Genomic DNA, 25572 nt, shown 5'->3' with positions numbered 1-25572 from the left:
TGTCTGACAATTTTATTGCATTTTAAGCCAACCCGCCCAAAATCCATACAGAAATCGGATGAAAAAACTTATCTTTAGTCTGTTTAAATCTTCAAATAAAAAAAGCTTAAACCATGTGAGTCTAAGCTTCTTTTTCTATATTTTTCTAAATGAATACGCTTTTTAATTCATAAAACCTTTATAAATAAAATAGCTGCCAACTACCACGAGCAAACAAGCAAAGCATTTTTTTAGCATTTGTGGTGATAAAGCATGCGCAACCTTAGCCCCAAGTTTAGCCGTCACAAAACTCATGACACTAATACCAATAAACGCATAGATATGCACATAACCAATCGTGTTAGGTACAGAGATGTGCTCTTTAGCACCAAACCACATAAAGCCAATTGCACCCGCTACAGCAATAGGTAAACCACAAGCGGCAGAAGTCGCGACTGCTTTTTGCATGACCACACCATGACGGTTTAAATACGGAACGGTTAAGCTACCGCCTCCAATACCAAAAATTGCAGAGGCAATACCAATACCACCACCTGCCATAAATTGCATAGGTGTTGAAGGAAGCTGACGTGTTGGGTCAACAACCACATTTGCTCCTTTAAACATGCGATAGGCCATCACAACGGCAAAGACACCAATAAGAAGCTGTAAATGCTGACCAGATAAAAGATCGGCAATACCCGCCCCTAAGAATGAACCAATCACTAGCCCAGGTGCCAAATTACGAAAAACAGGCCAAAGTACTGCACCTTTTTTATGATGGGCAGAAACTGAACTAAACGACGTCACAATAATGGTTGCAAGCGATGTTCCAACTGCAATATGCATGATTACCGCAGGGTCATAGTGCAACTGGGTAAAAACGACATAGAGGATTGGTACAATAATTAGTCCACCACCAACCCCAAACAATCCGGCAGTAAAACCAGCAATTGCGCCAATGAGTAAATATATGATTAACTCCATAAATGTTTTACCACTCTGCTCATATTCAACATGGATTTAGAGACTCGCCAACTACAACAACTTTTAAGCGCAAAAAACCAGCTTCCAGAAGTGGTTTTATTAAAAGCAACCACAACTTCGACCAATGATGATATTCGTGAAATTGCCCAAAAAGGCATTACAACAGGCTTGGTTTGCAGTGCTCAACAAACTCAAGGGCGAGGTCAACATCAACGGCAGTGGATTTCACCTGAAGGAAACATTTATTTAAGCACATTGGTGCAAACTCGAACACCCTTAGATGGTCGCTTAGCACTTGAAGTTGCTTTAAATATTTTGCAAATCCCGCAGTTGCAAGCTTTGAGCTTACAAGTGAAATGGCCAAATGATTTGTATAGTGCGCATGGGAAATGGGGGGGAATTTTGGTCGAACCACTTTCTCAGCATCAGGCTATTGTAGGCGTAGGGATTAATTTAAAAACACCACCAGTGACTGATAGTGATCAGCCAATCACCTCTTTAGAAGATTTAGGTTTAGAGCAAATGAGTCGGCTTGAACTCATTTCAGAACTCTATATTGCAATTCAAAATGCAGCTCGCTGGTTTGATCATGGTTGTTATAACTTAGCAGGTCGTTTTAACCATCATGCAGCTTGGTTGAATCAGTTAGTTCAGTTCGAACATAGTCAAGGATTGGTACATGGCCGTTTTGTTGGAATTTCTAATGAAGGTGCGGTAATTCTTGAAACTCCAGAACCACAGCAGTTTTATCAAGGTCGTTTAAGACCACAATCAACTCAGTAATCAGGTATTTTTCCCATGAAAAGTTTATGGCTTGATATCGGAAACACCCGTTTAAAATACTGGATTACTGAAAATCAGCAAATTATTGAACATGCAGCTGAGTTACATTTGCAGTCTCCTGCCGATTTATTACTTGGGTTAATTCAACACTTTAAACATCAAGGTCTACATCGCATTGGCATTTCTTCGGTACTTGACACTGAAAACAACCAACGTATTCAGCAGATTTTAAAATGGCTTGAAATTCCTGTTGTTTTTGCCAAAGTCCATTCGGAATATGCAGGCCTACAATGTGGCTATGAAGTACCGAGTCAGCTCGGGATTGACCGCTGGTTACAAGTATTGGCTGTTGCAGAGGAACAAGAAAATTATTGCATTATTGGTTGCGGAACAGCGCTCACGATTGATTTAACCAAGGGCAAACAGCATTTAGGCGGTTATATTCTGCCAAACCTTTATTTGCAGCGTGATGCGCTGATTCAAAATACTAAAGGTATTAAAATTCCAGATTCAGCTTTTGATAATCTGAACCCAGGTAATAACACAGTCGATGCAGTACACCACGGTATTTTGTTAGGCCTGATTAGTACAATTGAAAGCATCATGCAGCAATCTCCTAAAAAGCTGCTCCTCACAGGTGGAGATGCTCCTCTTTTTGCTAAATTTCTACAGAAGTACCAACCAACTGTTGAAAAAGATCTTTTGCTTAAAGGGCTACAACAATATATTGCCCATTACCCTAAAGACTAAAATACAGAACAAAATAAAAGGCGCTTTAGGCGCCTTTTATTTTATGGTTTTATTTCTTTTGGTCGTTGTTACCAAACAGTGGTCCCATACCGCCGCCACCGCCAAATTGTTTTTGCATATTGCCTAATGAACGCATCATTTTGCTCATACCAGATGGATTCGCAAACTTCTTCATCATTTTAGCCATTTGCGCTTGTTGCTTAATGAGCTTATTCACTTCGGCAACATCCATACCACAACCTGCCGCAATACGTTTTTTACGACTTGGGTTCATCAGGTCTGGGTTACGGCGTTCTTTAACAGTCATTGATTGGATAATAGCTTCCATCTTTTTGACTTGTTTTTCAGGGTTCGCTTGCTCAATTGCTTGCTGAATTCCCGCACCGCTCATGCCAGGCAACTTGTCTAAGAAGCCCATCATGCCGCCCATTTTTTTCATTTGTTCAAATTGCATCAGCATATCTTCAAAGTTGAAGCTACCGCCTTTTTGCAATTTTTTCGCCATTTTCTCGGCTTTTTCTTTGTCGATTTTACGTTCAACTTCTTCGACTAAAGAAAGTACGTCACCCATACCTAAAATACGTTGAGCAACACGGTCCGGATGGAATGGCTCTAAGGCATCAAGCTTTTCGCCCATACCTAAGAACTTGATTGGCTTACCGGTAATCGCACGTACAGAAAGTGCCGCACCACCACGCGCATCACCATCAGTTTTAGTAAGAATCACACCTGTAAGTGCTAATGCATCATTAAAGGCTTTAGCAGTATTTGCAGCATCCTGACCTGTCATGGCATCAACCACGAACAGAGTTTCAGTCGGCTTAACTGCTGCATGCAATTCTTTGATTTCGTCCATCATGTCTTCATCGACATGTAAACGACCTGCCGTATCGACAATCAACACATCAGCAAACTGGATTTTTGCCTGTTCAATTGCACGGTTAACGATGTCAATTGGCTTTTCAGAAGGATCTGAAGGAATAAAGCCTGCGCCAACTTCGGCTGACACAGTTTCTAACTGTTTGATCGCTGCCGGACGGTAAACGTCGGCAGAAACGGTCATTACTTTTTTCTTTTGACGTTCTTTTAAGAAACGTGCCAGCTTGGCAGCAGTTGTAGTTTTACCTGCACCTTGTAAACCAGCAAGCAATACCACAACTGGAGGCTTAGCACTTAAATCCAGTGTTTCATTTGCATCACCCATCATCTTGGTGAGTTCGTCATAGACAATTTTTACAAATGCCTGGCCTGGAGATAACTGGGTCATCACTTCTTGGCCCAATGCCTCTTCCTTAACTTTCGCGATAAATTCACGAGTTACAGGTAACGCGACATCGGCTTCAAGAAGAGCCATACGTACTTCACGTAAGGTATCTTTAATATTGTCTTCGGTCAGCTGCCCTGAGCCAGTAACATTTCTTAAACTCTGCGTGAGTCGTTCTGTTAAGGTATCAAACATTGCAAAATCCGCTTAAAATGGCTAGTTGCAAAAAAATCTTTCTCGAAATAGAAAATTTATGCATAGAATGCTATAGGATACTTTAGTTCGCAGCGAATTTATATCTTATCTAGATGAATTAATCCTGAAAAAGGTTTGACATGATTAGCCTCCCCTTGGTTTACACAATTTTGGCACTCATCGCATATACCACTTCTTTCTGGTATCTGTTCATACGTTTAATGTCAAAACGTGAACCAAACCCATGGTTATTTGCTCTTGTTACGACCTTGGCACTGCTACTGCACGGCACAGTTTTATGCCATGCCATGCTGACGCCTTTAGGAATTAACTATGATGTTTTTAATTTAGTCTCTTTTACATCATGGCTTATGTTGTTGTTAAGTTTAATTTTTAGTACTTTTCGTCCAATTGTACCTTTAAACTTACTTGGTATTCCTATAGCGGCTATTGGCCTTATTTTAGGTTTTGCATTTAGTAAACCAAATCAGTTTATTGAGCAGCATTCGTTAGGCCTAGATACTCATATTATTCTTTCACTTTCTGCCTATGCAGTTCTACTCATGGCAACCATACATGCCATCTTGATATGGTTCCAAAATCGTGAACTCAAAAAGAAACAAAAAAAACGTTTTTGGGTCAACTTACTCCCGCCTATTCAGGCCATGGAGTCATTGTTATTTGACTTAATCATTACTGGTTTTATTTTATTAACTATTGCTCTGGCATTTGGCTTCTTAACAGTTGATAGCTTCTTTGCTCAGCATCTCGCTCATAAAACCGTATTTAGTATTATTTCATGGATTATTTATGGTTCATTACTGATTGGCCATTACAAACTTGGATGGCGCGGTCAAAAAGCGATTCGTTTTACCCTCATTGGTTTTGCCCTTTTAGCGATTGGTTTTATTGGCAGTAAATTTGTACTCGAAATGATATTAGGCCGATAAAACAATTAAAATTTCAGCACTACTAGACAGCGTTATACATATCCCGTATAACGCTGTTTTTGTTTTAATCAGGTGACTCAGACTGTGAAACTCATACTCGCTCCAATGGAAGGTTTAACTGACCCGATCATGCGGGATACGCTCACATCTGTTGGTCATTTCGACTGGTGTGTAACCGAGTTTATTCGAGTTACAGACAGCATTTTACCCGACCATATTTATTATAGTTTTTGTCCTGAGTTAAAGAATGACGGTAAAACAGCTGCTGGAACACCAGTGCATGTTCAGTTCTTAGGGAACAACCCAGATATGCTGGCAGCAAATGCTGCAAAAGTGGTTGAACTAGGTGCTCCTGCAATCGACCTTAATTTTGGTTGCCCTGCAAAAACCGTAAATAGACATCGCGGTGGTTCCGTACTTCTAGATGAACCAGACGTGGTACATATGCTCATTAAAGCAGTCCGCGATGCTGTACCAGCGCATATTCCTGTATCAGCAAAAATGCGTTTAGGTTATCTCGATGAAAACCACACTATGGAAAATGCCCATGCAGTTGAAGATGCTGGTGCAAGCTGGTTAACAGTTCATGCGCGAACGAAAGCAGATGGCTATACCCCTCCTGCTTACTGGGAAAAAATTCTACCGATTAAAGAAGCTTTAAAAATTAATGTCATTGCTAACGGCGAAATCTGGACCAATGCCGATGCAAAGGCCTGCCAACAGCAATCTGGTTGTGAAGATTTAATGATTGGTCGCGGTGCTGTGACGACCCCCGACTTAACCCAATGCATTCGTAATAATATGGATGAGGCATTATTTAGTTGGGAACAACTGGTTGACTTACAAATCCGTTTTTTAAATGGTCAAGCCAAAACAGAAATTGGTATGGTTGGCCGTTATAAGCAATGGCTAGGTATGATGACCAAAGCCTACCCTCAAGCCAAAGAACTGTGGGACCAAGTTAAACGCATTAAAGCTTTAGATGAAATTGTTCAAAAGTTAGAACAAACCAGTTCATCACATAGCTAGTTATTTAAAATTTATAAAAGAGGGTGGCTGTTTATACAACCACCCTCTTTTTTGTATTTCAGGTTCAGTGATTATTTTTAAAAACCGCTTACTTTCATTTTAAAGTCGGTTACCGAAGCACCCGTAACTCCAAAACTCCCCATAGACCCATTAGGTAAATTATTAAATGTTGTTGGACTTTGTATTCCAGCATTTCCTAAAGTTATATTGTTAAGTGACGCATCAAATTTACTCGAGACACCTGTATTGCCAAAAGTAAGCCCCGTCGGGTCAACTCCAGCATAAAACCCATCAAGAACAAATCCTGTAGATGAATTTGTTCCTGCAAATTTAAATCCAAAATTCGCACCGGTATTATCAGACACTAAAGTAATTGGACAACCAGATGCAGCAGAACAAATCGATTGAATGGCTCCACCAAATTTGACCATGACAGACTGAGCAGCATGACCCAATTGAATGTTTAAACGAGGTTTATTGGTCTGTACAAAGTTAATATCCAAATTTCCAGTAGAGCGAATCAGCTCTTTCACTCCTGTATTTACCGTTGTTCCCGAGCTAAAAATTGATTTTGGTGCATAACTAGTCACCGCATAATCAGCAGGGCTAGAGACTGAAGTGTTGGGCGCTAAATAAACCGAAAATGGTGTAAGCCGAATACCATTGATGTCACTTCCCATTGTGACAGCCAAGTTCACAAAAGGCTTACCCGCACCTGCATCGGTATCTATAGCAATATTGAAAGAAGGATTGGTCGATACAGCCGCTTTAATAAATTCTATACTTGGAACGGGATTAGTAGAGTTCCCCGCAATGACGAGACCAGCTTTACTATTGTAAGAGGTAGAAGCGATACCATTGGTATCAATCAAGGCGACTTGATTAAATTTAACTTTATCGGCCTGAATGCCTAGCGTTAAACCATTTTGACCCGTCGTTGCTGAAAGACTTTGGTCATCTAAAGGCTGCATCGCAAAAACACTTGAACTACTGGCAAATAATAACCAGCAGGCTATATTTTTATTTTTCATGTTGCTCTAATCCTTAAGAGACAAACGTTTATTATTTGTTCAGATTATCAGAATAATATATGAGTACAAAACAATTATCCCTATAACCCGACGAATGCAAATCCAATCACATTCAAAATAAATTTTTATAAAAAGTGGCGATATCGCCACTTTTCTTTATTAGTTAAAAGCACCATTTCTCGGCACAATACTGAAGCTACTATTTAAACGTCCACCAGTAATTGCAAGTTCACCTAAACGTGCGCCTGCCCCTGTTGAAGGTGGATAGAAATTAATATCTTTAACTCGTAAGGCACCATCAATGTTCTTATCAGGGTTAAAGTACACTGCGGTATTTACACCAACTTTGCCTAGTCCGCTCGCATTGTCTTTTCCCACAACTAATGCTGTGTTAAACGCAAGTTTACCAGTCATGTTCTCAAAACCAATTGCAGAGCCATCAATCGGATCACTAATTTGGACTGAGTTTCCAGTTGCTGTAGCAGGCATTGTAAAATCACCCAAAACAGTGAGCGCACTACCATCAGCAATTGAACTATTAGGTACAATCGATAAATTTAAATCACCGCCTAAGCGTAGTTTAAGACCAAATAAAACGTCATTATTTCTGGCAAAGTTATCAATTGGTGAAGTACAAGATCCTGTTGCCGGACAAGTTTTATATTTAGCGCCTGGTAAATAACCCGCTGCAATTTCAGTTGATAAGGCAAGTAACATATCTTTTAAACCGATATTTAAACTGCCATTTTCTAAACCGATAGTGCCATTACCTTTGAGGAACATATCGATATTACGTAAGCCCATGTAATAGTCGGTAGGATTACCCGCATTATTGGCATTTGGAGAACCATCAATTAATAAAATTGAAGTTGTTTTTGTACCGCCTGCATCACGCCCTGTTGTGCCAACAGCGACACCAAATCCTAAACGCGAAGTCGTTCCTGAGGTACCTACAGCATTCTGAACGGGTCTACCATTAGCATCTTTTGTATAGTAAAAAGCGCTATTCGCAGGTGCATCTACCCCATAAACTGCAGCATTGGCATTTAAATTATAAAAAGGTAACGCCAAACCCCACTGGTTACTCAAACCATTATCTGCAAATTGATTAGCAGCAGCGACATTCGCACTTGTGGTAAAACGGCCTCGTCTTGAAAATGCTTGAAACTCTGCTCCACGCATCCCAAGAATTAGACTAAATGGATTAGTCACCGTATCACGGTGAATATTATGTTGATAATCGGCAGCGGTTGTTAAAGTACCAGATCCTAAACGAATACTATTTAATGTCGCGTTATTTGGCATTAATAAGGTTTTTGTATCGGCAAGATTTAAATAAATATTTCCGCTATCAAAATAACCACGCGTAGCTGAGTTCAACCCAGTTAAATTACCAAACTCGAAACCATAGGCGTTCAGCCCTGCCCCACCAATTTCTAAAGTCGTGGCTTTGCCATCGGCGCCTAGCATAGAATCGTTATCTTTAGTGAACTCACCTTTCATACGAAAGGCAATTCCCGTATTACCCAAAATACTATTACTTGAGGTGGTGCCTGAGGCAGTATTTGCTGTACCTAAGGTTGTCATGTCCGAAGAGCCATCCATACCACGGACTTGTAAATAACTATTTACCATACGTCCGCTTGCACCAAGTCGGATTAAACCTTTTGAATTTTGCGGTGTATTGGTCGCATCCAACCCATAAGGATTGGTTTTATCTACATTGGAACTAAGCATTACTTCAATGTTTAGACCCGAATTAGTCACTTTACCATTGCTATCAACATAAGTACCCGCTGTTAAACCAGAAGCTGAATCAGCGACCCGATTAAAATCGACATAGCCATAAGTACTATTTGGGGTTTGCCCAACCGCAGCCACATTTGTTCCAGTATTCGTTTGTAAAACCACACCACGGATAGGGTCAATAAACATGACCCCTTTACCCACAAAATTAAAGTTAAAATTCTTTAAAATTAGTTGGTTGAGCTGACTACGAGCATCTAACTGTCCTAAATAAATATTTGCGTTATTTATCCCCAATGTCATATTTGACTGGCTATTTGGGCTAAATAAACCGTCTTGAGTAGTCAATGCTAAATTTAAAGGTGAAGTTGTTTGGATAGCCAACTGTCCTAATGTAGGTGAGCATGTAGCGGAACTATTACAAATCTTAACGCTATTTACCGTAATGAGGGATGGACTACTTTGCATAGAAAAATCGACCCCAGCTTTACCTGTAGTCGTATTACTTCCCACATCTAAACGGTAGTTCGTTCCTAAAGCTTGTGTAGATGCATTACTTTTTTGTATTTTTACACTGCTCGCTTGAGCTCTTAAAACTTGATCAGCATTTGTTGGCGTTCCCGCATGGTCATCCCAGTAAGCATTATCAACATTGATCTCGTTGAAAGTCGTTTGAATCGAGATTCCATCTTGACCATTGACCGCACTCAAATCGGCATCGGTTAAAGCTTCTAAAGCAAAAACTTGTCCACTCACTAACAACATGCTGGCTGTTAATGTATTTAAAATAAACTTTGAGCCGTGACTTTCTTTATTTTTGTTCATCACTTCAGTTCCTTTGAAATCTACATTAACCGTTAACAACGGGGATGGCTACCATCACAGCTAAACACCATGACTTTTCCTTGAATAGCCAAGTTGCCGTTCATCATTAAACCCATAAAACCTGTTTCACGCCCATAGTCGTAGGCTGAAGGTGTCGCCGTAGCCACTTGCTGAGTTGCACTGTTTGCAGTCGCCGCATACGTTGGTTTTTTGAAATATGCATAATCATACATATTCGTACTCGAGCCTTGGGTCGTTGTTGAACTTGTAAAGTTATCTTGCTCAATGGATAAAGCATTAAAACCAAAGTTACGTATTAAAATTGGTTGTGCTGCACTAAAACTAAGTTGAATAGCAGGTTTTATAATTTCGGTATTAGATTTATCAAGATACTTCAAATCAGCACCATCCAAACCCATTTTTTGAATGTTTAAAGTTCCTTGAACACCTTTAAACACTAACCAAAGCTTATTACCACTATCACTATTTTCGGCCCAACCGCTTGGCTTAGTCGCATCCGCTTGCACAAAACGTTTATTAATCGCTAAACCAATATGGCAGAACTCTACGTTTTCACAAACGCCGCCACTGCCATTATCAAATATGCTGTTACTGGTTTGGTTTAAATTGAGCATTAAAGACAAATCAGCACCAGCTTGACCGTTAATCGCCTGTAAAGCGTCGTTGTCCAAAGTTTGTAATTCTGCATGAGTTGCAGTTGCACAAAGAGTAAGGAGTAAAGCAGTTATTTTTTTCATCGCATTATCCCCCTCTTATAGACCTTTTGTGGTGAGTTTTAAATGTTGGATTAAAACACCATCAATGACTGCTGAACCCATATTATTTATTGGACTAGCATTTATTATGGGTGTAGGTGCCTGATTTAAAGTGGGAAAAGTGGTCCCTGTCATTCCATTATTTGAACCAATTAAATTATTTACTTCATTGTTTCCAGCAGTTAACCAAACAGCAGATGAGTTTGCCCAAATACGGTTTGCAATAGAACCATACATAGGGGTAGTTCCAGAGGTACCACTACACCCAATAGATGGAGAACATGTAGCATCAGCTGGCTTTGTTGTTGGAGCTAAAATTGCCCAAGGTGTCGAGCCATTATTATATTCCCACTGATATAAATATCCTGTTGTACCAGCACCACAAATGAATAAAGTACAACTATAAGACTGAACCCATGTCTGAGTATTTACACCACGTTGCTTGTAATGTACTTCTGTCATTTGATTTGAATAGGTAGTTTGAGACACAGTACCTGAATTTAACTTACCAAATGAAATACCTAGAGCACCTTCATCAGTTGAAGCTCTGAGTGTTTTTCCACCATCTTCACTATAAGCAGTACCTATAGTAATACTACTGTGTGTAGCATTATAGCCCTGATAACTTTTACCACCTAAAGTTAATTGACCACCACATTGATAAACATTACAAGTCGAGCCCTTATAAGAAGTATCGGCACCACTATAATCTGTATAGATTTGTTTATATATTTCTGGTTTATTGGCAATTCGTGCAATTTCTATACTAAAATTTTTACCATCTGAACTCAGAATTAAAGGCTGATATAAAGTTCCTAATACAAGATTAATATTTGGATTATAAAGATAAAGCCCTTCATTCCCATCAAAGGTAGGTGCTACACCACCATTAATTGCAGGTGTAAGAATATTTCCAGTATCACTTGATTCACGGGTACTTAACCTTAGAACTCCAGCATTCGATAAACTTGAAGCATCCCATGTTTTTGAAGCAGTTTTGCTATCAGTACGTGTACGTTTCTCTACATAATAACGACAACCAGCTGATGTACCAAAACTTCCTGTACCTCCATTATTACAATCTCCTGTAGTACTTGTACTCAATGTAGAATTAGCACCAGCATGTACTAAAGTCCATGCCGAGGTGCTGGAAGCCTCTGTAACAGGAGCAGATGAAACTATGGCTTTTATATTCTGACTATCACCGCTATTTAGACGTATAACACCTGCGGCACCTAAAGTATTATTATAAAATGAGCTCATCCCTCCGCTGGATGTTGCTCCGCCTAAAGTTTGAAAGAGCTGTAAACGACTACCATTTAAACTAAAATTATTCCAAATACCCTGTAAACGTAAGCGATTAGCACGGCTTGCATCAATACTCGTACCAATTAAACCATTTGAATCCCCATAATTAAATTGATCAGATGCACCATTTATTTTATTTGGATTTCGAACAAAAATATCTGTCCAAAGACCTAATTTAAGCTTATATGCATCAATACCAGCTACGTCTTTGGTACCAACCTCATACAATGGAGCTTCCAAAGACAAATAGGTTACTTGACAAGATGGATCAGTCACGCCACTACAATTTGTTGTGCTAAAATTCGGCACTGAATTTTCTGTAGCAACTTTAAAAATCCAAGGATTAACAGCAGTACCCCAGCTTGAGATTGCAGCAGCTGCATCAGTAGAAGCAAGGCGAGTAGTTGTATCATTATCAGATTTGGAAAGCGCCAAGCCATAAAGAAAAATATCAGCTTTACCTACTGCACGATCACCAGAATCAATCGATCCATTTTTATTGGTATCTGCCGCCGTCATACTTAACGGCCCAACAGGTACATAATTGATATAACCTGTATCTTTAGTACGGTCAGTTAAAATTTGACTTGCGGTTTCGTTCGCACCTGCTCCACGAAATACCATATAAGTATTTTGAGGTAAAATAGCGATACCTTCACCAGTAGTTTCACTTAAACCGGCATCAGAAAGTTCTTCAAGAGCGAAACTCGATTGGCTTATGAAAAGACCAATTAAACTTGCCAAAACGGTTTTTTGAAACTTTACCGTATAATTAAGTGTAGTCATCTTGACCTTCCTGTTTTATACGATGCCGTGCACCATATTTATTTTTCTTTAACAATCCTTGATGCTAAGTGAACTTTTCCTTTTCACCTTAGACTAGAAGGCAAATCTAAATAGATATTGCTAACCCTTCTACATTTCCATTATGCGCAATATTTACTCAAATGCAAAAAAAAGGGCGTAAAAACTCACTTTTCCGATAAATGAAAAATCATATTTGTATTATTAATACCTAACAAAACTTTAAACTTCCATAACAGTTTGAGGCAAAGCTTTGATTCTTTAAAACTAAATTATTCAAAGCCATAGGCACATATTGACCTTTTAAATCAACTGTACCTGCATCAATATTACCTAGCAAACAATTAATAGCTAAAGTTCCGCAGTCTACTGGATGATCATATAAATATTGACTCACTTTACCTAAAGTCGCTTGTACTACATCATTAGTAATCTTAACTTGTGCTTGTGGTGTAACGTCACCAATATCAATTGGATTGGATAGTTCTAACCACCAGCCACTTTGAGCAGTAGACTTGGCACCAGGCCACATTAAATTTTGTCCTTGCAAAGAAAGAGAAGCTGCTGTGCCATTTAAGTTGACCTTATGAATGTAACCCAGATTTTCACTTACCCCTACATTTACGCCCAAGTTATTAATGACACCACTTAAATTACCCGCAATAGTTATTCCTAAATCTGTATCCGCTTTAATAGAACCTGACAGATTAATACCACTGACATTAGCCGTACCTATCAAGTTTGCAGTATTAATACGCTGACCAGAAATAACTTGTGAAGGTAAAGATAAGCTTCCTGACGCAGAGCTTAAACCTAAATCATAATCCGTTGAACGGAAATTAGTGTTAATAATATTTAAGCCTAATAGTGTTCCTTTGGCACGTCCAGTAATAACTGTCCCCAAATTGGCTTGTGTCAAGCCTGCCTGCCCAGAAACAGCCTGTAAAGTACTTACAGTACCACCGGTAGCTTGAGTAACCATATAACCACTAAATGAGTTTATACCATTTGGTGAAGTACTATTTTCGGTACCAAATGAAAGAAGACCTTGAATAGATTCCGCACTTAATCGAATACCTGATACTTCACGAGTTGATGCGCTATTAGGGTTTTTAATTGCAAATTCAATAAATGGATTACTTAATTTTGCAGATGAGCCAGCGCGCCCATCATTGGTATCAGAAATACCACTTAAACTTAAATTATCAATATCGATATCACATGCCCCAGCACCGTTAACCCCACCACACCCCAGCTGAAGTTTACGTATATTTGCATTAAGCTCTAAATCAGCATCTAAACTTAATTTATAAAACCCTATATTTCCATTAGTACTTGAATTACTTACAGCATCGGTAGGTGCGATATAGGACATACTCATCAAGGCTTGGCCACGAGTAGCTGACAACTCAGCATCTGACATTGGAACCAAGGTAGAACCAGCATAAGCTGAAGAAAGGTATAAACTTCCAAGTGCTAGAATAGCTACATGAAGAGACGTAAACTGTCGCATGACCGACCTCCGTATCCTTGGGGGCATAATCTAATTTAATTTCTTTTTATTTGGCTTCCCTTTCTTTAATCTAATCTTAAATTGAATAAACAAAGAAATGCCGATATCTGCTTTTTATGATTTAAGTCCATTTAAATTGTGTGATACAACTCAAAGAAACAAATCAATTATTGATCATTTTATATCATTTTTTACAAAAGAAAACGTTCATTTATAAATATTCCGATGAATGCCACTTTCTTTATTTTTCAACAAAAATGGGCCACTTCAAGTGACCCATTTTTTAGAATTTAATCTAATTTTAAAACAACTTAGGTTTTAGGAAGCGTAACGCCAGTTTGTCCTTGGTATTTACCACCACGGTCTTTATAAGACGTTTCACAAACTTCATCGCTTTCAAAGAAAAGCATTTGTGCTACACCTTCACCCGCATAAATACGTGCAGGTAAGTTCGTAGTATTTGAAAACTCTAAAGTAACGTGACCTTCCCATTCTGGTTCTAAAGGAGTCACATTTACAATAATACCGCAGCGCGCATAAGTTGATTTACCCAAGCATACAGTTAAAACATTACGCGGAATACGGAAATATTCAATGGTACGTGCTAGAGCAAATGAGTTTGGCGGAATAATACAAACGTCAGATTCAATGTCGATAAAACTTTTATCATCAAAATTTTTCGGATCAACAATTGCAGAATGTACGTTAGTGAAAACTTTAAATTCGCGGGCACAGCGTACGTCATAACCATAGCTAGAGACCCCGTAGGAAATCAATTTTTCGCCATTCTTATCAAAACGGACTTGATTCTCTGCATAAGGTTCAATCATGCCGTGTTTTTCGCTCATTTCGCGAATCCAACGATCAGACTTAATAGCCATGTATTTTCTATCCAAAAGGTAATTTCATTGATTGCGACGTACTTTAACGTAAAAAAGCAATTATGAAAACAACGCTTGAGCTACTCTTCTCGATAAGAATAGCTCAGCAAGAGTTTTAAAGGTTTAATAACGCAGAATAGCTAATCGGAATTGAGAAACTAACTAAAACTAGTGAGGCTGTTTTTTGTAAATTCGATTGATTTAACCAACGTACTTTATTGCCTGCCAAAATTGAACCCAAGAAAATCCAGAACAACGCAATCGGTGTAATCAACGCTAAATAAGCCAGCATATGAATGAGATAAATATGAAAATCAGTCCATGCTGCAACAGGGAAAATAGCTGAAGCAAAAAGTAATGCTTTAGGGTTAAGTAAAGTTGCACAGAACAACTCACGCGGGCGAATCGTTGGCTGATCTAACTCAAGTTGCTGATTGGCTGTGTGCCATAACTTAATTGCTAAAAAAATAATGTAACAAGCGCTTAGCAATTTAAGCATAGGAGGTAAGAAAGGAAGCGTTGCAGAAACTTTCCCTATTAGCATGCCCCAAGCTGAAATAGAAATTACATATCCAAGAACTTCTGCCGGAATTAATTTCGCAGACTTCTTAAGACCTACCTGTACTCCTGACGATGCGAGTAAAGTATTGGTTGGGCCTGGGGTAAGTAAAATTGTGGCAACTAAGCCAATAAATAGCCATGAAATCATTGAATGACCTCACAATGTAGTCATCTCAGATTAATAGATATCTTTTTGGAAGGCAAAATCTAATTGTAAGACAATTTTTTAAAATATTAATCAGTAAAATTAAAAAATAACAAATAAACAAATAGATACGTAATTTTTAAAAAATTTAAGCTAAAAAACTTTAGAGTCAGTTGTCGCGCTTTGCGTGCCAAATTGTATTAAGTAATATAAGTATTTTTATTTTAAATCTATTTTTAGGTCGAAAAGATCTATAATGAATTATTACCGTAGTAAGTTTAATTTTTAAGCTTTCAATAAGTTTCAATTAATATATTGTTTTTTTGTGTTTATATGAGTCACCAGACTCTACTATCCTATGATTATGGCAAAGCAATTTTTTCAGTCTTGGCTTCCTTCTCCAGAGAAAGTTTCAAATATGAAATTTTTAAGGATTTTTGGGAAAAAAACCCTTAATCCAGTGCTTTGGTATGTCAACCGTAAATCGATTACACGAGCGGTTTTTGTAGGAACGTTTTTTGGTTTACTGCCTATTCCCTTTCATAGTGTTTTTATTGTGATGGCGGTATTGCTGTTTGAAGTGAATTTGCCTATTAGCCTAATGCTCGCTTGGCTCAGCAACCCACTCACATTAGTTCCCATTTTATATACTGGTTTCTGGTTTGGTTCGCATATTTATCATGTACATATGATCAATAAAAAGATGCTCTTAGGTGTACTTCATCAGATTTCTAGGTGGATTACTCATTTTGGTCATGGCCATATAGATTTTAGTCTCGCTAAAATTTTAATGTCTGGGCTTATAGTTGAAGCATTTGTATTTGCAATCATACTGTATGTAGTGACCGAAGTTTTCTGGCGTTGGATGGTCATTCGAAATTGGAAAAGTAGAGCTGGTTATAAAAAACAAGAAGATGCCCTATAAGAACCCATCTTCTTGCCTATAGTTAAACTATTATTTTGCTAGTTTAGATTTCATATATTCTTCAGCGACATTAAGCACATAATCTTGGCAAGCCTCTCCAGTACCTGGGTCATACGCTCCATTATTGGTAATATTATTAGATAAAATTCGAATTCCTAAGAAAGGAACATTAAACTGACTTGCGATTTGTGCAACAGAAGCTGCTTCCATTTCCTCAACAGAGGTATCGTAACGTTGATGGAAAAATTGAATACGATCAAGCTCATTATTCCAAACATCTGCCGATCCAATCGTTCCCTCGACTACTTCACCTTTGTCATAACGAACTTTATGTGCCGCCATTAATAATTCTTTATCGCCTTCAAATTTGCGAATCGCAATAGGTTCTGGGTCTGACTCATCTGTTGGCAACACGTCAAATGCTTCAACCCAAGTGAGTGAATTTGATCCAGCTCCTAATGGTTGTTTAGGCGTTCTAAACGCACCAATATTGGTCGCATATTTTCCTAAAACAATATCGTAAACATGTAGATCTGGGTCATGACCGCCTGCTGTTCCCTGATTAATAATCGCAATCGGTTTATAACGTTCAATGGCTAGAGCTGTTGCAGCAGCAGAGTTACTCATACCCATCCGTGTTTTAGAAATAATCATTGGATAGCCATTGTGAGTTCCTTTCCAGAAAGTCCACCCACCTACTGTTTCAACAGTCACATTCTGTAATTTAGAAGCCATCTGTTTTGACTCTACAGGTAAGGCACCTTGAATAATAATCGGCTGTAATTTCTGTTTTTGCTCTTCAACTGTCGTTGTTTGGGACACTGTTGAATGGTCGTCGTTACATCCAACCAAAAATAAAGCGCTACATAAACTGATAACGCCAAAAGTATATTTAAATTGCATTTCTCACCTATTTCTTTTTAAAAGCGTAAAGTAGCAATCTACATGCCAATTTCAAGTTTAGCTTTGTTATTTAGATTCAGTAATTTAAATTTTTCTTTTAACCAAACAATAAAAACCCGGCTTAAAGCCGGGTCGAATAAATCAAAAGATTCGTTTATCATCACGCGTGCGTTGAGGAATTTTTTCAATCTGTTGCCATACTGCTTTAGCAATATCGATATAGCTATCAGCTGCATCATCCATTGCCACAACACTTGGTTTGCCCTGATCCGCATGCTCACGAATTTGAGCATTTAAAGGCAAACGTCCTAATAATGGAATATGGTATTGCTCGGAAAGCTTATCACCGCCACCAATACCAAAAATTTGTTCTTCGTGCCCACAGTTAGAGCAAATATGAGTCGACATGTTTTCAACAACACCCAATACTGGTATGCCAACTTTATTAAACAACTCAATTCCTTTGGTGGCATCTAACAAAGCAACATTTTGCGGAGTCGTCACAATGATTGAGCCAGTTACTGGAATACGCTGTGCAAGCGTAAGTTGAATATCGCCTGTACCCGGCGGCATATCAATCATCAATACATCTAAATCTGGCCAAAGTGTTTGGTTAAACAATTGCATTAAAGCACCAGTTGCTTTTGGTCCACGCCATGCAACAGGAGTATTGTTATCCCCTGTTAAATGTCCAATAGAAAGCACAGCCATACCGTATGCCTCTAAAGGTACAAAATTTTCACTTTCAATAAGAGGCGTTTTGCCAGCATTACCCAGCATGGTTGGAATACTTGGACCATAGATATCAGCGTCCAATACCCCCACCTTAAGTCCCATTTTTTGTAAGGCAAGTGCTAAATTCACAGTAGTGGTCGATTTACCAACCCCACCTTTACCAGATGAAACTAAAATAACGTTCTTAATTCGAGGATGAAGCGGAACATCTCTTTGCTGCGGAGCGGCTTTCTGAATCGGTGGATTGTTTGGATCTTGCTCAGATTTTGGTGAGGCATCAAGCACAGGAGGTAAGTTTGAATTTTCTTTCGGTGCTTTAGATGAACAACCATGAGCAGAACTTTCTTGTGCAGGACGCTTTTGTTGAACTACATGTAAGTTCAGTTCTTCAATACCGCACTTTTCTAATGCACCAGCCAAATCATCATGAATTTGCTGCAAATGCTCTTTTTCATCAGGAAATGTATTAATAGTAAGTTGTAATACACGCCCCTGAACTTGGAGCTGACTAATGCGCTCTTTTAAAGCATCTTTTGAATGCGGTAGTAAATAGTTTTGGAGTACGGTTTGGATTTCATCTTCTTTCACTTCTTGTGCAGGTGAAAAAACGGACTTTAATGAAGAAAGCCAAGACATATTGTTTACTCCAAAAACAGATCATTACAGCTTGTTGGAGCTAGTGTAACAGTATTGATCCGCACTCGCTCAACTCGAAATGAATAATTGCTAATTTTAAAGCCTCATCATTTGAGTGAGGAGTACGGATTTTGGTTTAAATCAGCTTATTCAGCAGAGTCGTGATTTTTTAATTTATTGAGTTTATCTGTTGCTGTCTTCTTCAATTCATCAAACTTTGCAGTTGCCTGAGTTTTTAACTCATCAAGTTTTGAGGCAGCCTCTTCCTTTAATTCTACTGCTTTGGCTTTAGCATCATCCAGTTTATGGGCGGCTTCGGTACGCAAGTGATCAAATTTGTCTTGCAGACTATGCTGAGCGTCGTCAAGTTTACCTTTCAAATCACTGGCTTTATCTTCAACTGCTTCTTTTGCAGCAGCTTGTTTCTCTTTTACATTGTCCTTCAAATCATCCAAGGCTTTTTCGCCTTGTACTTTTGCATCTGCTGCTTTTGCCTTTAACTCATCTACTTTATCTTCAACTGCTTCTTTACCAGCAGCCTGTTTCTCTTTTACATTTTCTTTTAAATCGTCCAAAGCTTTTTCGCCTTGTACTTTTACATCTGCCGCTTTTGCCTTTAATTCGTCTAATTTATTTTCAGTAGTCATCGTTGTTATCCTCATCGTTAATTAAAAAAATTACCTGAATAAGTTATTAGTTATACATCGTTATGGTTTATTTTCTGACCGTAACTGCAATTTGAAACAAAGACAATACAGGAAGATTCAAATATTTTTTGATTTGTTTATCTGTTCTAAAGAGAAACAGCTTTTGACTTCACATCCATTTTTATAGATGCCTCTTATGCTTAGCTAAAGATTATTAATCTTTGCTTATCCCACCACTCAAGCACAGCTCTCGTCTTACAGTCGGACAAAGCGTTGCTTTGTTTTTCCTCCTTCATCAGTTAAAATCTTCCACCTTATAAATACGAATGAGAGAATGAGATCCGTGCGTAAAATTTTAGTCACCAATGCCCTCCCTTATGCGAATGGTCCAATTCATATGGGTCATTTACTCGGTTACATCCAGGCAGATATCTGGGTTCGTGCCATGCGAGCAATGGGTCATGATGTGACTTATGTATGTGCGGATGATGCTCACGGTACAGCGATTATGCTACGTGCCGAAGCGAATGGTATTAGCCCAGAAGAGCAAATTGCGAATGTTCAAAAAGAGCACATTCGTGATTTTGACGGTTTTGGCGTACATTTCGATCATTACGATTCAACACATAGCGATGCAAACAAAGCACGCTCAACAGATATCTACATTAAAAACCGTGAAGCTGGAAATATTGCAGTTCGCCCTGTAACTCAATTATTTGACCCAGAAAAAGGTATGTTCTTGTCTGACCGTTTCATTAAGGGTACCTGCCCGAAATGTAAGTCAGAAGATCAATACGGCGACTCATGTGAAGTGTGTGGTACAACTTATAATGCGACTGAGTTACTTAACCCACGTTCAACTTTAAGTGGTGCAACACCAGTTGAAAAATCATCAGATCACTATTTCTTCAAGCTTCCAAACTTCTCTGAATATTTACAAAAATGGACGCGTGATGAAGGTCGTTTACCTCTTTCAATTGCGAACAAGTTAGATGAATGGTTTGAAGCTGGTTTAGCAGACTGGGATATTTCTCGTGATGCACCATATTTTGGTTTTGAAATTCCAGATGCACCAAATAAATATTTCTACGTGTGGGTAGATGCCCCAATTGGTTATATGTCTAGTTTTGAAAACTATATCAAAGCGAAACGTCCAGATTTAAACTTTGATGATTTCTGGAAAAAAGACAGCCAAAACGATGTTTATCATTTCATTGGTAAAGATATTGTTTATTTCCATGCTTTGTTCTGGCCTGCAATGCTTGAAGGCGCGAACTATCGCACCCCAACAGGCTTGTTTGTAAATGGTTTCTTGACTGTAAATGGACAAAAAATGTCTAAGTCACGCGGTACTTTCATTAAGGCCGAGACGTATTTACAGCATTTAAACCCAGAGTATTTACGTTACTACTTTGCTTCTAAGCTTTCAGATAAAGTTGAAGATTCTGACTTGAACCTTGATGACTTTGTTCAAAAAGTAAACTCAGACTTAGTCGGTAAAGTCGTCAATATTGCTAGCCGCTGTGCAAAATTCGTCAATAGCAGCTTTAACAATACGTTATCTGCTGAATGTGCAGAATCTGAGTTAGTACAAAGCTTTATTGATGCAGGCGATTCAATTGCTAAAGCATATGAAGCACGTGAATTCTCAACGGCGATCCGTGAAATTATGGCGCTTGCTGACCGTGCAAACCAATATATTGATGAGAAAAAACCTTGGGCTCTTGCTAAACAAGAAGGTCAAGAGCAACAAGTTCTTGATGTATGTTCTGTGGGTATCAACTTATTCCGTCAACTTGCAGTGTACTTGGCTCCAGTTCTGCCAACTTTGGCAAAGCAAGTTCAAGATTTCTTAAAACTTGAAAGCTTCGATTTCGAGTCACGCAAACAAGTTCTTGTAAGCCATGAGATTGCGCAGTTCCAACCTCTCATGCAGCGTGTTGATCCAAAAGCTGTTGCAGCTATGGTTGATGCTTCTAAAGAGTCTTTAGGTGCTCCTGCTCCAGAAGCAACAAAAGCGGCAGCGAAAAAAGACAAAGCAGCTGAGAAAAAAGCAGTGCCTACTCCGGCAGTTGGTGAAGCTGAAATTATCGGTATTGAAGATTTCTTAAAAGTTGACTTACGTGTTGCTCAAGTACTTGAAGCTGGTACAGTTGAAGGTTCAGATAAATTACTTCAATTGACGTTAGATGTTGGTGAAGCTGAACCACGTAACGTATTTAGTGGTATTCGTAGTCAATATGCACCAGAAGACCTAAAAGGTAAATTGGTTGTTATGGTTGCTAACCTTGCACCACGTAAAATGCGTTTTGGTATTTCAAACGGTATGGTACTTGCTGCCGGAAATGGTGAAGGTATTTTTATTATCTCACCAGATAGCGGTGCGAAACCTGGCGATAAAGTTTCTTAATCCGCCTGCATATAAAAAAGCTCCCTAAATTGGGAGCTTTTTTAACTATAAATTTTCAAGGAACATCTATAAGAAGATTTAAATTATGCCCATGGTCGCCCTTCACAAGGGTTACTAAGTAAAACGTGTATATTCCCCAACTCCTCATTGGTTAAATAGCCATTCTTATTTTCATCTAAATAATGAAATAGTTCTGTTTGCTTATTCTCTCCCTGAAAACGCTTATCCGTAGGCCAATGATAAGGATAGAAATCTTGTACCTGTTGAAACTCTTTTAAGCTGTACAAGCCATCATGATTTACATCATATTTTTCCTGAAAAAGCTTCCAATCCAAAGATGCAGGCTCACATGCACTTACTACCTTTAAAATGCAGTAAGTGATGCAAGCTGTGAGTAACTTAATAGTTGGATTGCTCATGATTATGGGCTTGTAAATCAGAAATTTTGTAATCTTTTTCATGAACAGGTGTACCAACAATACTCATGGTTCGCTCATTTGCTGGCTGTTGCTTGCTCATGGTTCTCATCTCACATCCTGTAGTTAAGATGAGAAAAACTACAGAAATGCTCACCATTAGTTTTTTCATAACGTGACCCTCATTTCTTTTTGTTTTATTTATTAAGTTACCACTTTTTAAATGGTTAAGTACTAAAAAAGATATTTCAATTTGTATATATTTTACTCAAAAATAAAGCCAGCCTATAAATAGCTGGCTTTGGATTTTTTAGATATTTTAATTAAAGACTTATCATTTGAAGAAAATTAATTTTAAGCCTAATACACTCACAATACTTCCAGCTACTCGGTCAACGCCAGTTTTTGCTTTTAAGTACATTGTTCTAGGCTTCTCTGAAGAGAGTAGCATTGCAACACATGAATACCACCCTGCATCAATCATAAAACAAATTACTGGTAATGCGACATAGTAGTAATTTGGGATTTCTTTTGGCAATAAAGCAGTAAATACACTCGCTAGAACAACTGCAATTTTCGGGTTGCTTAACTGGGTAATAAGGCCATAACGATATGCCTGTTTATAGGTCATTTTTGATTTGCCATCATTTTCCATGGCAATTGGTTCTTTGGCATGTTTAATAATTTTAAAAGCCAGCCAAAGCAAATACAGCCCACCACCAATTTTTAAAATTAAATATGCTGAAGGTACAGCCAGTAAAACTGCCTGCAACCCCATAACAGCTAGAAAACCAAAAAGAGCTGCACCTGTACCTGTGCCTAAAGCTGTAAACAAACCATGTTTACGTGATTTAGAAATTGAATTTTGTGCTACGTAAATAAAGCTCGGCCCAGGACTTATTGCTCCAAGCATCAATGCCATCGCAATTGAAAAAAGAGGAATAAGGGACTCAAACATTGTATTGACCTAGCATCATGCAATTGCGCGATATTCTAGCAGCTTTTTATGACACATATAAAAATGAAAAAGAGATAAATTATAAAAATTGAATTTTCATGTTTTTACAATTTAGCTATTCACAACGGACAAAAATGTCCGTTAAATATATCATCTTTAAATCTTCCAAATCAGTGACATGAGTAAACGTCAAAAAATTGCAGCCCATAATCGGGATGAATTACTCAATGCAGCCGAGGAATGCTTTCGTATTCATGGTATTAATGTCCCTCTACAAGTCGTGATTGACCATGCAGGTGTAGGTAGAGCGACGTTCTACCGCAACTTTTGTGACCGCAAGGCTTTAATTAGCGCCCTTTTAGAACGTGCGATTACACAGCTAGAGCAAAAAGCTGCTCATTTTCAACAATTCGAGGATGGTTTATTTCGTTTAATTGAAGGACATATTGCACAACTTCCTAAACTTGCAATTTTGCAAGATTTTTGGAGAGTGATTGATCGACAAGATCCAATTATGTTAAAAATTTATGAACGGCGAAATAATGCACTTAACCCACTGATTGAAAATGCGATAGAACAAAAACTGTGCCGAGCTGATCTCACTGCCAATGACTATGCAATGATCACTGCAATGTTGGGTTCTTCATTTCAAGGACATGAGCCAGAAGAACAAACTCGCTTAGCAAAACGAGCAATTGAATTACTAATTCATGGTATTCAAGTACAAAAAATTCGAGGGATAGAATGAGTAAAACGCCTCGTTATTTAGAAACACCACCCGACTGGACACCAGAAGAGCAACCGACTCTACCTGGTTCACCGGCAGCTATTGCTCACTCTGTACCTAAACGATTTATTTACTTTTTTATTGGTTTATTTATCGCCCTTTCGGCAAGCTTAAGTAATGGCTTTATTACGGCAAATTTGCCTTTAATTCAAGGTGAGTATGGCCTAACCCCTTCCGAAGCTGCTTGGCTCCCTGCTGCTTATGTCATGGCAAATGTCAGCTCAAACCTGATTTTGTTTAAAGCCCGACAACAGTATGGCCTGAGAGTATTTTCGGAAATAGGGCTGGTTATTTTTATTGCCGTGCTGGTTTTACATATTTTTGTGCATACCTATGAAATGGCTCTATTCGCACGGGTTGTCGCGGGTTTAGCAGGAGCACCTCTCAGCTCTTTAGGTATGTATTACACCATGCAAGCTTTTAAAAAAGCAGACATGGCAAAAGGTATATATATCGCCTTCGGTTTTCAGCAGTTAGGGGTACCTCTCGCTTGGATTATTTCTCCATTCCTAGTCAGTACAGACAGTTGGTCTGTTTTATATACCTTTGAACTTGGTTTAGCACTTTGCTGTTTAGCGATGGTTGTTTCATTGAAATTACCGCGTAGCTTAAGAATCTATGTTTTTGAGAAGCAGGATTTCTTCACCTTTGCTTTACTGGCTCCCGGTTTTGCATGCTTATGTATTGTGCTCACACAGGGCCCAATTTTATGGTGGTTTAACAGTGAATGGCTTGCTTACGTTTTAATTGCTGGCTTTAGCTTAGTTGTTCTTGGTTTGCTCTATGAACACTATCGAGCCAATCCATTAATTATGACACGCTGGTTAGGTGCTTCTTCGACCTTGCGTTTCATTTTTGGTGCTTTTGCTATTCGACTTCTAATGTCAGAGCAAAGCTATGCTGCTGTTAATTTTTTAAAAGCCATGGGAATGGGGCCTGATCAGTTTGTACCGCTTTATGTTGTGATATTCATCGGGATTTTAAGTGGAACCTTATTTAGTGCACTGACTTTTTCACGTGAACGAATTATCTTTCACTTACTTTTTGCAGAGTTCTTAATTCTGGTTGCCTGTGGACTAGATTATCACTTAACCAGTGATGTTCGACCAGTGAACTTCTTTGCAAGTCAGTTCCTAGTAGGTTTCGCAGGTGGTTTATTTATTGGGCCTTTACTGCTTATTGGCTTTGCCCAAACTTTGGCTAAAGGTCCTTCGTATGTAGTGACTTTTATTGTGCTGTTCTCTGCAACTCAAACCTTTGGTGGCTTGGTCGGGTCTTCCTTCTTCTCGACCTATCAACAACACCGCACGCAAAACTATCAAGTCGAGATTATTAAAGATTTAGAACAATCCGACCCGTTAGTTTCTCAGAGGCTCTCCACCTATCAACGTAGTGCAGCCATCACAACAAATGACCCAGCATTACAAACGACTCAGGCCATGCGTACACTCAATCAAGTGGTCACCCGTGAAGCACAAGTGCGTGCCTACAATGATGTTATTGCGTTAAACGGTATTTTTGCTATCGCACTGCTCTTATGGGGTGGATTTAATATTGCGCGTAGCAAATATCTACAACGCAGAGGAATTAGCCGCCCTTAAAGGCTTTTGTTATTGATGAAATAGAAA

23 protein-coding genes are annotated in these 25572 nt (G+C 38.7%); 8 read left to right on the top strand and 15 right to left on the bottom strand.

Going from position 1 to position 25572, the window contains the following annotated elements:
• Nucleotides 1–162: 162 nt before the first annotated feature.
• Entirely contained in the window at nucleotides 163–966 is an 804-nt protein-coding gene (locus tag ACH8JV_RS12120; RefSeq protein ID WP_279985900.1) for a sulfite exporter TauE/SafE family protein, read from the bottom strand.
• Between the two features lie 30 nt (nucleotides 967–996).
• Here ACH8JV_RS12120 and ACH8JV_RS12115 point away from each other — a divergent pair, with 30 nt between their 5' ends.
• Together ACH8JV_RS12115 and ACH8JV_RS12110 are read left to right on the top strand one after the other, a co-directional pair.
• Nucleotides 997–1749 carry a biotin--[acetyl-CoA-carboxylase] ligase gene (locus tag ACH8JV_RS12115; protein WP_049066136.1) on the top strand — a complete coding sequence of 251 codons (753 nt, stop codon included), beginning with the start codon at nucleotides 997–999 and terminating at the stop codon, nucleotides 1747–1749.
• A 15-nt stretch (nucleotides 1750–1764) separates the two neighbouring features.
• Nucleotides 1765–2499, top strand: coding sequence for a pantothenate kinase (locus ACH8JV_RS12110; RefSeq protein WP_005129512.1), 735 nt, complete (start codon nucleotides 1765–1767; stop codon nucleotides 2497–2499).
• Between the two features lie 49 nt (nucleotides 2500–2548).
• Here ACH8JV_RS12110 and ffh read toward each other — a convergent pair whose 3' ends face one another.
• Nucleotides 2549–3958, bottom strand: coding sequence for a signal recognition particle protein (gene ffh / locus ACH8JV_RS12105; RefSeq protein ID WP_396521478.1), 1410 nt, complete (start codon nucleotides 3956–3958; stop codon nucleotides 2549–2551).
• Between the two features lie 140 nt (nucleotides 3959–4098).
• Here ffh and ACH8JV_RS12100 point away from each other — a divergent pair, with 140 nt between their 5' ends.
• Together ACH8JV_RS12100 and ACH8JV_RS12095 are read left to right on the top strand one after the other, a co-directional pair.
• Complete coding sequence (locus tag ACH8JV_RS12100; RefSeq protein WP_396521476.1) at nucleotides 4099–4908, top strand: inner membrane protein YpjD; 810 nt, start codon at nucleotides 4099–4101, stop codon at nucleotides 4906–4908.
• Between the two features lie 84 nt (nucleotides 4909–4992).
• The gene (locus ACH8JV_RS12095) at nucleotides 4993–5937 is read left to right on the top strand and encodes a tRNA-dihydrouridine synthase (protein WP_004888558.1); all 945 of its coding nucleotides are present in this window, start codon (nucleotides 4993–4995) and stop codon (nucleotides 5935–5937) included.
• Nucleotides 5938–6014: 77 nt separating this feature from the next.
• On the opposite strand, the gene ACH8JV_RS12090 is transcribed toward ACH8JV_RS12095, so the two are convergent.
• The 7 genes from ACH8JV_RS12090 to ACH8JV_RS12060 form a co-directional block, all read right to left on the bottom strand.
• Nucleotides 6015–6968 (bottom strand): DUF6160 family protein, encoded by a 954-nt coding sequence (locus ACH8JV_RS12090; protein ID WP_396521474.1) that lies wholly within the window; start codon nucleotides 6966–6968, stop codon nucleotides 6015–6017.
• Between the two features lie 159 nt (nucleotides 6969–7127).
• Nucleotides 7128–9539, bottom strand: a complete 2412-nt coding sequence (locus tag ACH8JV_RS12085; RefSeq protein ID WP_396521472.1) for a DUF6160 family protein — start codon at nucleotides 9537–9539, stop codon at nucleotides 7128–7130.
• Nucleotides 9540–9571: 32 nt separating this feature from the next.
• Nucleotides 9572–10297 carry a DUF6160 family protein gene (locus ACH8JV_RS12080; RefSeq protein ID WP_263613037.1) on the bottom strand — a complete coding sequence of 242 codons (726 nt, stop codon included), beginning with the start codon at nucleotides 10295–10297 and terminating at the stop codon, nucleotides 9572–9574.
• A gap of 15 nt (nucleotides 10298–10312) precedes the next feature.
• Complete coding sequence (locus ACH8JV_RS12075) at nucleotides 10313–12409, bottom strand: hypothetical protein (protein WP_396521470.1); 2097 nt, start codon at nucleotides 12407–12409, stop codon at nucleotides 10313–10315.
• Between the two features lie 229 nt (nucleotides 12410–12638).
• Nucleotides 12639–13940, bottom strand: coding sequence for a hypothetical protein (locus tag ACH8JV_RS12070; protein WP_396521468.1), 1302 nt, complete (start codon nucleotides 13938–13940; stop codon nucleotides 12639–12641).
• Nucleotides 13941–14251: 311 nt separating this feature from the next.
• Nucleotides 14252–14821, bottom strand: a complete 570-nt coding sequence (gene dcd / locus ACH8JV_RS12065) for a dCTP deaminase (protein WP_002120290.1) — start codon at nucleotides 14819–14821, stop codon at nucleotides 14252–14254.
• 115 nt (nucleotides 14822–14936) lie between these two features.
• Nucleotides 14937–15530, bottom strand: a complete 594-nt coding sequence (locus ACH8JV_RS12060; protein WP_263613035.1) for a LysE family transporter — start codon at nucleotides 15528–15530, stop codon at nucleotides 14937–14939.
• A 355-nt stretch (nucleotides 15531–15885) separates the two neighbouring features.
• Between ACH8JV_RS12060 and ACH8JV_RS12055 the strand changes: the two genes are divergently transcribed.
• Nucleotides 15886–16452 (top strand): DUF2062 domain-containing protein, encoded by a 567-nt coding sequence (locus ACH8JV_RS12055; RefSeq protein ID WP_263613034.1) that lies wholly within the window; start codon nucleotides 15886–15888, stop codon nucleotides 16450–16452.
• 30 nt (nucleotides 16453–16482) lie between these two features.
• Here the strand turns inward: ACH8JV_RS12055 and ACH8JV_RS12050 are convergent, their stop codons facing one another.
• From ACH8JV_RS12050 to ACH8JV_RS12040, 3 genes are all read right to left on the bottom strand, one after another.
• The gene (locus ACH8JV_RS12050) at nucleotides 16483–17355 is read right to left on the bottom strand and encodes a 5'-methylthioadenosine/S-adenosylhomocysteine nucleosidase (protein ID WP_396479835.1); all 873 of its coding nucleotides are present in this window, start codon (nucleotides 17353–17355) and stop codon (nucleotides 16483–16485) included.
• A 141-nt stretch (nucleotides 17356–17496) separates the two neighbouring features.
• On the bottom strand, nucleotides 17497–18726 hold the full coding sequence (gene apbC / locus ACH8JV_RS12045) for an iron-sulfur cluster carrier protein ApbC (protein ID WP_396521465.1): 1230 nt from the start codon (nucleotides 18724–18726) through the stop codon (nucleotides 17497–17499).
• 146 nt (nucleotides 18727–18872) lie between these two features.
• Entirely contained in the window at nucleotides 18873–19373 is a 501-nt protein-coding gene (locus ACH8JV_RS12040) for a hypothetical protein (RefSeq protein ID WP_396521463.1), read from the bottom strand.
• Between the two features lie 343 nt (nucleotides 19374–19716).
• Here ACH8JV_RS12040 and metG point away from each other — a divergent pair, with 343 nt between their 5' ends.
• A complete protein-coding gene (gene metG, locus ACH8JV_RS12035; RefSeq protein WP_396521461.1) occupies nucleotides 19717–21783 on the top strand; it encodes a methionine--tRNA ligase in 2067 nt (688 codons plus the stop codon).
• A gap of 83 nt (nucleotides 21784–21866) precedes the next feature.
• Here metG and ACH8JV_RS12030 read toward each other — a convergent pair whose 3' ends face one another.
• From ACH8JV_RS12030 to ACH8JV_RS12020, 3 genes are all read right to left on the bottom strand, one after another.
• Nucleotides 21867–22202 carry a calcium-binding protein gene (locus ACH8JV_RS12030; RefSeq protein ID WP_396521459.1) on the bottom strand — a complete coding sequence of 112 codons (336 nt, stop codon included), beginning with the start codon at nucleotides 22200–22202 and terminating at the stop codon, nucleotides 21867–21869.
• A complete protein-coding gene (locus ACH8JV_RS12025) occupies nucleotides 22183–22371 on the bottom strand; it encodes an NF038215 family lipoprotein (RefSeq protein ID WP_396521457.1) in 189 nt (62 codons plus the stop codon). Before ACH8JV_RS12025 ends, ACH8JV_RS12030 begins: the two co-directional genes overlap by 20 nt.
• A 162-nt stretch (nucleotides 22372–22533) precedes the next feature.
• The gene (locus tag ACH8JV_RS12020) at nucleotides 22534–23157 is read right to left on the bottom strand and encodes a LysE family translocator (RefSeq protein ID WP_004703462.1); all 624 of its coding nucleotides are present in this window, start codon (nucleotides 23155–23157) and stop codon (nucleotides 22534–22536) included.
• 178 nt (nucleotides 23158–23335) lie between these two features.
• On the opposite strand from ACH8JV_RS12020, the gene ACH8JV_RS12015 reads away from it, so the two are divergent.
• Together ACH8JV_RS12015 and ACH8JV_RS12010 are read left to right on the top strand one after the other, a co-directional pair.
• A complete protein-coding gene (locus ACH8JV_RS12015; RefSeq protein ID WP_068936156.1) occupies nucleotides 23336–23905 on the top strand; it encodes a TetR/AcrR family transcriptional regulator in 570 nt (189 codons plus the stop codon).
• Nucleotides 23902–25545, top strand: a complete 1644-nt coding sequence (locus ACH8JV_RS12010) for an MFS transporter (protein ID WP_396521455.1) — start codon at nucleotides 23902–23904, stop codon at nucleotides 25543–25545. Before ACH8JV_RS12015 ends, ACH8JV_RS12010 begins: the two co-directional genes overlap by 4 nt.
• The last annotated feature ends 27 nt before the right edge of the window (nucleotides 25546–25572 follow it).

This window comes from Acinetobacter sp. ABJ_C5_2, assembly GCF_044538485.1.
In the GTDB taxonomy this organism is placed as follows: domain Bacteria; phylum Pseudomonadota; class Gammaproteobacteria; order Pseudomonadales; family Moraxellaceae; genus Acinetobacter; species Acinetobacter nosocomialis_A.
This window is presented reverse-complemented; position numbering and strand designations above follow the sequence as displayed.